A 12,024-nucleotide genomic window follows, 5' to 3' on the forward strand; every position below is an offset into this window, starting at 1 on the left:
TAGGCATGATTACCATTGGGAGTTCCGTCAAGAGTCAGGTTTAACTTTCTTTTAACACGTGAAATCCTAGCGTTTGCAGTTACAGAGTTTCGAGTGGCGGTAGTATTAGAAGTTCGTTCTGGTCGTCTTAAAACAGCAAATGGATCATAATCTGACATAAATTAAGCCTTTTTATAAATATCTAACTTTAATTCAAATTTTTGATTATAGGTGCTTTACTCAACTACATGAATTCCATCTATATTTGGTATGGTCAGCTGAAAATAAAAATGTTATATAAGCTTAAATGCGCTACTGGGATGAATTTTACTTGCGTGCTGTGCCTACGCCGACAGAGGCTGCGCAAAATTCATTCCAGTAGCGCTATAACACTTTTGAAGTGTATCGACTATATAATCTAGTGTGAACTCACTGATAATGATAGCTAAATATAATTAATAACTTCAGGCAGAATGGTATAGTCAATCCACAATAAAACTGGAACAACCCATATCATAAAATAGTTTAGGTAGATTATTCTCCATCCAACCTTGGCGTAGAAACTTTGCTTGCGCCCACTTCTTTTCGATAGGATTTAGATCAGGACTGTAGGGTGGTAAGAATAGAAGCCTGTGACCATACCTATTCAGCAGTCTTTGTACTCGTTTGTGAAAGCTGGCGTTATCCATAACAATCACACATTTGGTTTTAATACTTGGGATTAGGGTGTATTTACACCAGTCGTAGAATATATCGCCATTAATATTTTTATCAAAGTAATCAAGCGCAAACAGCATCTTTTTATATAAAGCACCAATAACATTGGTTCGCTTTTTTGCTTGCCAGTTGTAGCGATCAATGCAAGGCTTTCCTATTAGTGCATAGCCGTAAGGGCGAATAGTGTCAGCCTCAAAGCCGCTTTCATCCATATAAATAATGGGATAGCCTTGCTTCATAAAACGATCAAGCTTACTTTGATATTCCGCTCTTTTGATCGGACATGATTTTGGATGTTCTAAGGTCTTTTTTTGACTGATGCCAAGACGCTTTAAGGCCGACTCAATGCCTGACTTACTGCAACCTAAACGATGTGCTCGCTCGTACATATAATCGTCTGGATACTGCTTAACATCTTTCAATAATGCTTCATTTGATATTTTAGTCGGTGCTTTATTTCTAGTCGTTTTAGCAACTAAGCTCTGCTGCCAGCTGTGAATTGAGCTTGTGCTAAGCTGATAAAAGTTAGCAGCTTCTCGAATGGTCATGCCGTCTTTAATGCTACGCAGTACTTGCTTGCGAAAGTCGATTGAATAGGTCATCGTTTATTTCACTAGATGAATTAGTTATAAACATTGTATCGGTTTTATCTAAGATTGACTATATTATCCTATTCCATCAATTAATCGATGAGCAAAGTTTATCCATATCATAATAATAAGTATAATTATCCGAACTATCTTTTAGTACTGCATAGGTTTTTTGCTCTAAATTTTTGTAATCATAACCCATCAAGAATACAGTACCATTTTTCAAAACCGTTTTCTTATCATTGCACTCAATAATATATTGTGGACTAAGGTTTAAAACATCATCTTCATTGTTATATACTGTAAGGAAATTCACTTGTTCAATTTTTCCAATATGAACCTGCATGGGTAAATCATCGAATGCTCCAGTCTGTATACTTTCATGATTTTTATTTATTTCAGATAAGATATTATCACCAATCTCTCGATATTTACTGTTTAAATTTTCATCTATATGGACGACGACGAAATTTCTTTTAATACCATATACTGACGTTTTTCCAATAATTTTATCGATAGTTTTTGTTTCGTTATATCTTTTAATAAAATAATGATATTCTGTGGAGTCTGAAAGAGTGGTGAAGTCAGTTAATACATTTTGACTGTCAATGTTATTAACATACGTAAATCTCAAGGCTGTATCAGCATACGGTTTAATATCTTCTAAAATAATTTCTAGCTGATTTTTAGTTAATGACTTATAGCATTCAGTTGCTATAGAGCAGTCTGTCATACTTGACAATGAATCATTCTCAGCTTCAGTTTGAGTACTATTTATACAGCTACAAAGTACTATTATTGAAAGAGTTATTGTTATTAATTTCTCCATAAGAACCTCTTTATTGAAAAGATTTCAGTATTTCTGGTGAAGATTCTTCTAACCAGTTTTCAATGATTTTAGCATTTTTTGCCAATATTTCTCTTTTATTAGTGCCGTTGACAATCCATCTAGCTTGAACATAATCTATAGTTGAGCTATTGATGTAATCAGAAAGTTTTTTTCCAGTGAAAGTCCCTTCTTTCATTCCATAAATTATTATTGGCACAGAATGCTTATATTCGGATACTAGATCAGGGGATTTCACAAAATTAACATTCAGAATTTCAGTAAATCTCTGATAGTTTGTTTTTCCTGTTATCTGGATGAGTCCACGACCTCTATATTTAAAACCATCACCAGGTTTGTCATTTCCAAGCACTTTTGCTTTAGTTGGATTGTGCTCTATATCATATTCATTAAAATATTCTCTTGAACCTACTTCTGGTAGGTTGCTGAATAACATAATAGGGTTTGTATAGTGATAAGCTTCAATAAAGGCGGTTGAGAATATATAAGCTATTTCATATAAATTGGGTTTGTGGCCGTGTCTTCCTTTTTTGAAGTAGTCATTCATTTCTGCACATACTTCCGTTAAATTACTTTCGCTAACTTTATTAAACATGGTTGCAGGAGCTTTTTTGTTTTCACCCGTAGTTAATTGAGTAATTCCTGACTTGAATCTCTCTACAAACTTTTCTATAACTATTAATTCGCCACTATCTTTAATATTGACTTCTTTCACAAGCGGTTTAACGCTAGCCTGTGTCACTCCAAATCTTCCAGATTCTATAGCTATTGTAATTAGTCTCTCTTTTTGTGATGCTGTTGATGCACCTGTAGGAACGCCCATTACTTACTCTCCTCACTATTAACGTTCAACAAATGAAACTTAATTTCTTGTTCAATGGAGGTACGTATAGTTTCAGTGTAACCCTTAAAGTCAGTCGTACCTTCAAACACTTCCCCCGTTATTTCAGCCTGCGCAATATAATCAACGAAACTATAGGGAATATCATCATCGTCAGCGAATATGAATTGAGCAGTGTGATTGTCTAGTTTCAAATGAGCCTTAATTTCATCAGGATCAGAGCTATAGAACGTCTCAGTATTCCCCTCAGCGTCAGTTATTCCTTCAAACGTCTCTTTTGTATTCTCATTAATAGCAATATATGGGGTGTTGGTGTAGGCGATATCATCATCGTCAGCAAATCTAAACTGTGCTTTGTACATTGCACCAGCTATTAAGCTGGGCAACCCCGCCAATCCCAGCCCATCCATCCCACCACCAGCCTTACTATGCTTACCACCTTTTTCCGTAAACTGCTTAGCGGCGATAGTGATATTAGCGCCATCTAAAGTAATACTCGCACCACCAGCCGTTAGCGTAATTTGATTCGTCGCCACTATTTCAACTTCTTTAGTCGAGGAGGCGATATTCACATCTTGCTTAGCCGTGGCTTCCAGTTTTCCTGTATGGGCGGAGAGGGTGATATTGTCTTTAGCATTGGTCATACTAAACTGACCATCGGCTATTATATTCAGTGACTCACTACTGACTTGATGATGACTATCGCCACTACTGATACTCATGTCTTGCTGAGTAGTACTAATCATCTCACCCATAGTTCTGTGAATCAGGGTATCAGTACCGACATAGCTGCTGTCTGCTGCGCTATCGATAAGAGTGAATGGTATTGTTTGATGGGTCTTGCTTTGCTGTTCTTCTGCGATGTTCTCAAGTTGCGTCTTAATCGCGTTATGATCATTGACTTGTCTACCAAGTCCCGTGGCCAGTTGCGTTAAGCGTTCTGCTAAGTGCTGACCGCCTAAACTAGTTTGGGTGAGAGTAGGGGTATGCTGTTGATAATTATGTTGCCCTGCTTGCGCATGAGTTTGTGCTTGAGTGGAGAGGACAAGTGCTTCACCTGATTTTATGTTGATTTGAGCGTTAGTAGCCGCATTGATGCCTTGACGTTTGGCGGTATCTGATGGATTGATAACCCCCATCTTTAGACTGGCGGATATCCCAGCACTGTCTACTTTTAGCTGTGAGTAGGCTTGTTCTGTACGGTGGTCAGTGACCCATTCTGATAAGCCGTTATCAGTATTGCGATAACCACTCTCAATCGCTTGTTCGTTGTCTGTGGCAAATAGGCTAGGGCGAGTCGATGACAACAAACTGCCAGTATTGATCAGATGCTCGCTATCACCGATAGACTGCATCAGGGTTTGATCATCTGCTCTATGGGTAAAGTGTGTGCCATAGTTAGCACCCGCTTGTGCTTCTAATCGACTGATAGGCTGGGCTGGACTATCCAGTAAGTAGTTTTTGGTCGGGGTCAAATGGTTGCGACTGTCTGTGTCGCTTTGGCTATCTGTAATCCCTGTCATCGGCGGTAGAGCACGTCTGCTGTATAGAGGGCTGACCCACGGGGTATCAGCGGTAATGAGGCACAGTTGAGTTAAATGAATACCAGCTTCTAGACTTGACGCATGACGCTGTTGATGGCGTGAGCTTTGGGTTAGCCCTGTCACATGTGCCAGACTATTGCGAGCCAGATGCACGATATGGGTAGCGCGGTAGTGCTGATTGAGCGCACTGTGATCAGCAAGAATAAAGGTATCAGCAACACTCAAATCCGTAGCATGGGCAAGGGCATGATAGACGCTGTACTGACTTTGATGACTGTCTGCTACGATAGCCGCTTCATCTATGGTTTCAGTATCAGTTACTGGCGCAAAAGCAGCGGGCGTATCTAATGTGAGTGTGTGGTTATTGGCATGGCTTTCTTCATCAGCATTACTGCTCATCGCAACGTCAGCGGACTGGGTTGGCTGTGCGACGCTGGCGCTATTAAAGCGCTGCATCGTTACTGAGTTTGGCTGGGTGATGACCTGCTCACTTAATGCCAATACGGGCGCATGGACACGGTCATGCAATACCTGCTGGTAACGCAGTGCGCCAATATTTAAGCTGATACCATCGCTATCGCTTGGACTATGCGATGTAATAATGAGCTTTGGTGGACTGTGCTCGTCCGTTTGCTCATGGCGTAAGTAAGCCGTCAGTCCTTGACGCGAGAGCCGCTCGCAAATATGTGTCCAGTCGCTTATTTGCCACTGAGTCATACGTGCTGGTGCCCAGCTAGCACCACCTTCATCGCTGCTACTATCATCAATTATTTCTATCTCAAGTGCAGCCGTGCGCTCTGCTACCATCGCTTGTACGGTCACATCAGTATCAATATGACTGCGTAAATGCTGATGCAAGCGATAATTGATGGGCTGGGCGAGCAGACGATAATAACCGTAGCTGCCATCATGGTCTAGCTGATGTACCGCTGTTATATACAGGTGACGAAAGCTTAGGCCACGTGGAGTGTCAAAGCTCAAGGTTAAAGGGCTACCGATGAGATTGGTTAATGGCGTAAAGGGTGGATGATGCCGCTCATGGATATAAACGTGCAGCACATAGATATCGATACCGTGCTGCTGATGTTGGCGATTACCATTGGGATTTAGTTGAGCAATAATGTCGGCTTCATCAAAGCTATGCATGAGCTTATCTTGCCACAATCGATAAGCATCGATATCTTGGCGCGCGCTCGAATAGGGCGCTTGAGTGCTACCTTCGCTAGCATAAAGCCGATCTGGATGCATGGGCAGCACGGTATTGGTCAAGCGTAACATAGTCATATCCCTATTCTTTGAGCAATGGCATCTCTTTGAGCAATTTCATGACAACTATCAGCAGGTGACGATTGATGATTATTTGCCGTTATCATCATACATAGTGATGTTATTAGTTAAGGGTAAATTCGATACGGCGGTTACGGGTGCGTCCTTCTTCGTCATCGTTACTAGCGATGGGGTCAGTGTCCCCTTTACCAGTGGTACTGAACCGCGCCGCATGTATATTTTGATCTATCAGGTATTTTTTGACCGCTTCTGCACGCTCATTTGATAGGGCTAGGTTGGCAGTAGGATTGCCAACATTATCAGTATGGCCCGTGATGGTGACTGCCTTATTACCGAGGCCCTGTAATACGCCTGCGATATCGTCTAAGATGCCCAGACCCGTTGGCGTCAAGTTAGCACTGCCAGATTCGAACTCGACGATACGATCGCCCAAAGTATCATCAATGAGGCGTTGTTCCTCTTCTACTACGACCAGCTGGTTTTCTAATTGATAGAGATCGGTTAGCCGTGAGTGAATACGGTTTTGAATGGCTTGTTTTTGTTCAATGCTGCTGACTTTGCCATGTAAGCTAATGGTCGTACCATGAATATCAATACGCCCTTGGCGAATGTTAGAGATATCGCTGTCGATGATAGTCGTGGCTATCTGTTGCCAGTTGGTGGGTATATTAATGCTTGAGCGCACTTCAATTTCATCTCGAACTGGTTTATTAGGGTATTGCGCTTTGAGCTTTTCCAGGAGTTGCTGCTTGTCCGAGCTAGTGGCGACCACACCTTTGATGACCACGGGGATATTTTGTGCGTCATTGGTCACATGAGCATCGTTATGTGCTGCAAAGACAACGACGCTGATAGGAAGGGTCATAGCGACGGCTAATAGCAAATTTTTCATGCGATTTGTTGGCCTAGGTTTGGATATTTTGGAGAGGACTTTCATTCAAGTACCTTTTTAATCTTGATATTATTGAGCAGTGACTAGTGGCAAAGATATGATGCATGGCGATTACTATTAGCTATTATGAATCAGTAGTTATAGTTAAAATACTTTAAAAGCGCTACGATACTGCGGGTATGGTTTTTTTGCAGCCTCTGTCTGCGTAGGCACAGCAAGCAAGAAAAAACGGTACCTGTAGTACGTGATGTAGCGATATTACTTCTCACTGACTATATTATGAACCACTATTGTGCCAAAAAGGTCTTTTTAAACAATTGCCTAGTATCATACAGGTATAAGTTATCTTGTAACAATACTTTATTGAAACGGGTCAGCCCAATATCTTCATCAATATAGCCTTTTGTCCAGTCGCTATTAGCGATAACCACCCAGTCTTCAGGATAAGTTTTTTCACTTTCTGATATTTGCTCGAGTATACGTCCATCGGGTTTGTTGAAACTCAATAACAGGCGATAGCAATTAGCAACGCGGTATAAGTAAGTATTCAGGGAGAGCTGATGCGGCTGATAAAAACCATTGATGAGATCGTGCCAAAAGGTCGCTATGTGTATCGAGTTTTCTCTATCAGAGGTGAGTGACCAACAGATGGCCTTATTTAAACCGTGAAAACCCTTGGTAAAGGTAGGCAAAAATAATAAGCCAGTGGCGATGATTTGCTGTATCAGTTGCGATTTGTCGATGTTCATTAATACCGCTATATCATGCAACGTGGTGGTGTTGATAAAGTCGTAATAGTGAGTGCTGGCGTTGTTATTGATGGTGAGCTGGCTATCATTGAGATACTCCATAAGATCGGCGTTGTCAGTTTTGGACTTGGCCATGCTCAAGATTTCATAAGTGTCATCCCAAAGCGCTGCTGACTTGACGGGCAGATAGTTCATCCAGTTTTTTGGTTTATCTAGATGAATCACGCCAAAGCCTATCAGTGGATAGTTTCTATGGCTACTATCATGGCTGGGAATGAGGACACCAGTGATAATCTCATTAGATTTAGTATCGATATGACTGAAATTCAAAAAAGCGATGTTATTGGAATTTGCTTTATCTACGAGGCTTTCACTAAATATGCTTTCCGACACCGCTAGTGCTTGGCTGACCCATTCGTCAATGGCGTTGGTCTCTGAGATATGAGCACGCGCCCGTACAAAATCGCCGCGAGCAGGCAGTTTGCCAAAATAAACTAAAGGTAAGGAGTCAGGAATCATGGTGTTTGCTCCTGCTGCTCAGTGACGGCTGAATTGTCATTAGTTGTCGTCGCGTTATCAGTAGGCGGTTGCGCTTGTAGAAGGCTCTCATTATTGGCAATGCTATTAGTACTAGGAGCTACAGTGGTTGCATTGGCTGGTGGCGTAGCGCTAGTTGCATCTTGCTCGACAGTTGGTACTGTCTGATTGGTGTCAGAACCGATATTGGCAGTAGGAGCCTTACTATCGACTGCATTACTATCAGAAATTGGCCTTGCTGTACGTGTAACGCCCAGAGCGATAACCTCATCTGGTAATTTCATACCAGTAAATGGATTGTTTGAGCGCCCTTGATCGGTGGTGGTGCTACCACTGCCACTGATGATTCTAAAGCGCACAGAGATAGTGACATCATCACCTGACCATGCCATCTCAAAGATATCATTGCCAAGTTCAGTACGACGTGCACTATTGATAAGGCGTTCTACACCAAAGCTACCTGCTTCCTCAAAGACAGTAAAGTCTCTGCCATCATAATCCTTGGCTCGTATACTGGCGCCAGGCTGGCTGCTTGGATTGGGCCATACAAACGTTGTCCAAGCTTGGCTACCCATGCGATAACGTAGCTGTTGACCATCGACCACAATCGTATATTCGGTCAAGCCGCTGACGGGTAAGGGCATGATTTGAAAGGTGGTTTGATTGGCCGCGCTACTACCAGCACCACCACCAGTACTATTACTACCAGTATAATTGGTAAAGTAGCGCCCAAAATCAGCGACAAATTTCGGGTTAAGACCTATGCCTGCGCCATTCCAGATTTTACTGGAGATTTGATCACCGCGGCGAATGATAAAGGGCGATAATGTTTCGTTGACGAATCGCGCCACGTAGCCATCTTCGCCAAAGAATTGACCAATCTCAGCAGGCGTCGCCTCTAGGTTAGCATTGGCGGTAAAGGGATACTTTTTTTCTAAATTATCTAGGAAAGGCTTATGTACTTGTGCTTTCCAGACTTTATTAATCTCTGCTTTAGTGGGGGTCAGTAGCATATTGAAGGAGCGTGTCAAAGGCTCACTCAATAAGGGGCGAACCAGCTGTTTAATTTCAGAATTGGCTTGGCTGAGTATTTTCTCATCTAATATCTGTAGAGATTTAGTCAGTTCTGAGCCTTCGGGGCTGAGGGTTTGCGAGGCAAACAACAGTGCATCAGGGCCGATATCATCACTACGAGCGATATTATTAAATCGCGTTCTAATGTCGCCTAAGCTTGCTAAATAATTGTCTAATAATGACAGGTCTTGGTTGTCTTCTCGCGGCGTTACTAAAGCATGTATAGAAGAGAATTCTTGAGCAATCACACCTGAGCTTGCTGGTGCTACAGCAGCGGTGTTACTAGCACTACGACCGTTATTCATGGTCGCTTCTGCTTGGCGCAGCTCAGCGGGGCTCTGACGCAGAATGGTTTGCTTAAACCAATTCACAAATGAACGACGAGATTCCCCGCCATTGCCAACCGCTTGATTGGCTGCTTTGTTATCCCACTGAGTTTGGCGATCGACCGTCTCAAATAATGTTTTTAGCGGTGATTCTGTGGCATTAGACAGCTGATTTAATAAGATCGCATGGTCATCGAAGTCTTTACTATCGCGAACATAAACTTGAGATAAAAACCGCTTCCATTCACTGATATATTCTTGCTTATAGCGACTGACCAAATACTGCCGTATCTGTTCAGGACTACCTGTCAAGGTGAGGTCATCTTGGCTACTGGTTGCCAATACCCAGTCATCGGCGACTATTCTAGTAGTGGCAGCTTTATCAATCTCATCACTGACGAACGACTCCCACGCTTGTTTGGTAAAGGTGCCTGAAATGACATGGCTACCAAGTAGCGCTTCGTTGGCTGTACCTTGGGTGATTTGAGCGACTGTGACAGATGGGAAACGGGCCGATGAACGCATTTTAATCTCAGAGTAAACACGCTCACGAGCAGGCTGGCCTTTGCTAACTTTTGATAAATTACCGCGTGTTTTGTCTATCAACCCTAAGTCATTTTGAATCAATGGAAAAGTGGGGTCGCCGACATGAGCCAACGTAAAACTCAAGATACGCTCAGCTTGGCGAATCATTTTGTCACGTGGCATATCAGCGCGATTGGCGTCGAGCCAGTTACGCCAAAACCGGGTCATCTGATCGCTTAAATGACTGGTCTCTAAATTGTCATGATTGCCAAGCATGAGATAAGCTTTGAGCGCACTATAAGCATCTTCGACGTCCGTAGGGTCTGACTGAATATAAGCATCATTAACGGCAGCATCAGAGGTGTTGTCAGTGGTCGAATCCTCTGTACGCACTTCTAACTGGTCGGCGTTGGTGTTTACTTCGGTCAAAAACGTTTCGATGTTTTGTTTGGTCGGTGTTAAGACGATGATGCGGATACCGTTATAGTATTCTGCTAACAGTTTTTGCTGCAGTTTATCGCCTTGGTAAAGGCCAAATCTCAGAGACAGCGGCTTGTCGTCTTGATAGCCTTCGAGCTGCTCGATTCGACTTTGTAAAATACTGAGTGACTCAAGCTGGGACTGTAGATCTCCATTAGAGTTTTTTTGCAGCGCTGCGACTTGTTGTAAGTCGGCCACGACGCGTTCAGTGAGCTGTTTATTATTGGCATACGACCAAGTCCACAATCCGACAACCGTGCACAAAGTGACAACAGCAGCTAGGGTAGCAAGTGCGCGATGACTGCGTTTGTTTCGGTTTTTGTGCTGCTTAACCAGATGCTTGTCTTTTAAAATAACCTTGGAAAATAGGTCTTGTAAAAAGTAAGGCTTGTCAGCGGATTCCTGCTGGGCGTTAAGTGGTATGGCTGGTGGGTGCAAATCGTAATTTTGTACCATTTGCAACGTCATTTGGCTACTAACTTGGCCGTCTTGCAAGGCGCTAGTAAAGTAAAATCCACGCAATATGGGCTTAAATTGAAAAGGATTGTCTTCAAATAAAGCATGCATCAGCGTCCGTATCATTGGACGTAATGACTGAAACTCCATGGGAAAGGTCATGAGACTAGGAGATACGGTGCGCTGATGACGCAAAGATAGCTTAGTAGTGCTCAAATCTTTTAGACCGTTGACTAAGACGCCAAAATGCTCTTCGAATACGTCAGTAATATTGATGTCTTCTGGGTCTTCGGGGTAGGGAATGGTCGCGCCCCATACTTGGCTGCGCTCTTCTTGCTCATAGTCATTAAAGAAGTCACGAAATCCTGAAATCAAATCCATCTTGGTAAAGACCACATAGACAGGCGCATAGACTTCTAACTGTTCGGTTAAGTCCTGCACACGACTGCGTAGGTTTTTGGCCAAATCCAAAGCATAGCTTGGGTCGTTTTTGGTAAGCTCAGCGATACTGACCGCGATAATAATGCCGTTAATCGGTGCTTTAGGTCGATTTTTTTTGAGGAGATTTAAAAACGACAACCATTCTGAGCGATCCTCTTCATAAACGGAGTAGCGTCCTGCGGTATCGAGTAAAATACCTTCAGTGGAGAAAAACCAATCACAATTACGTGTACCGCCAACGCCTTTAACGGATAGCTTATTGGTTTGATCCATGAATGGAAATTTTAAGCCAGAGTGTAATACTGCTGAGCTTTTGCCTGCCGCTGGATTACCGATCACCATATACCACGGTAGCTCGTATAATGCTGCCTTACCGGTTTGATCGCCTATCTTTGATTTGCGAATGGTTTTAATGGCATCTTGCATTTGCTGTCGTAGCGCTTGCACCTCTTGGGCGTTTTCATCTTTTGCTAGGTGCGTGCTATCTTCACTTGGGCTCTCATTGTCATTATCTTCGACCAAATTTGCCAGCTCATCTGAAGCAGCCTTGCGTTTTTTCCACAGATAATAGGTCAGCAGCCCTAACACCGTGCATGTGATTAAAATGCCAACAATAATAAAAAAGGTTTTGATGCTCACATAGTCATACAAAAAGACCAGAGCGACTATGATACCCAATGCTAATAATACCCTTGGGTTGTAGATAAGATGAAAAAACCTTGAAAACATGCGTGCTACC

The 12,024-nt window shown here is 42.6% G+C and carries 7 protein-coding genes; all 7 read right to left on the reverse strand.

From position 1 onward, the window contains the following. Window positions 1-461 precede the first annotated feature (461 nt). Window positions 462-1,298: an IS630 family transposase gene (locus ACT3TU_RS12285; RefSeq protein WP_192524813.1), complete on the reverse strand. Its 837-nt coding sequence runs from the start codon at window positions 1,296-1,298 to the stop codon at window positions 462-464. Window positions 1,299-1,374: 76 nt separating this feature from the next. Further along, on the reverse strand, window positions 1,375-2,115 hold the full coding sequence (locus ACT3TU_RS12290) for a hypothetical protein (protein WP_192524812.1): 741 nt from the start codon (window positions 2,113-2,115) through the stop codon (window positions 1,375-1,377). 10 nt (window positions 2,116-2,125) lie between these two features. Continuing rightward, a complete protein-coding gene (locus tag ACT3TU_RS12295; RefSeq protein WP_444784424.1) occupies window positions 2,126-2,956 on the reverse strand; it encodes a hypothetical protein in 831 nt (276 codons plus the stop codon). Next, on the reverse strand, window positions 2,956-5,802 hold the full coding sequence (locus ACT3TU_RS12300; RefSeq protein WP_444784425.1) for a DUF2345 domain-containing protein: 2,847 nt from the start codon (window positions 5,800-5,802) through the stop codon (window positions 2,956-2,958). The genes ACT3TU_RS12295 and ACT3TU_RS12300 overlap by 1 nt, the downstream gene beginning before the upstream one ends. Before the next feature lie 106 nt (window positions 5,803-5,908). Further along, window positions 5,909-6,697, reverse strand: coding sequence for an OmpA family protein (locus ACT3TU_RS12305; protein ID WP_192522636.1), 789 nt, complete (start codon window positions 6,695-6,697; stop codon window positions 5,909-5,911). Window positions 6,698-6,984: 287 nt separating this feature from the next. Then, complete coding sequence (gene tagF / locus ACT3TU_RS12310) at window positions 6,985-7,965, reverse strand: type VI secretion system-associated protein TagF (protein ID WP_444784426.1); 981 nt, start codon at window positions 7,963-7,965, stop codon at window positions 6,985-6,987. Beyond that, window positions 7,962-11,924 carry a type VI secretion system membrane subunit TssM gene (gene tssM / locus ACT3TU_RS12315; RefSeq protein ID WP_444784427.1) on the reverse strand — a complete coding sequence of 1,321 codons (3,963 nt, stop codon included), beginning with the start codon at window positions 11,922-11,924 and terminating at the stop codon, window positions 7,962-7,964. The genes tagF and tssM overlap by 4 nt, the downstream gene beginning before the upstream one ends. Window positions 11,925-12,024 lie beyond the last annotated feature (100 nt).

This window comes from Psychrobacter sp. AOP3-A1-26 (assembly GCF_052378235.1).
Classification (GTDB): Bacteria; Pseudomonadota; Gammaproteobacteria; order Pseudomonadales; family Moraxellaceae; genus Psychrobacter.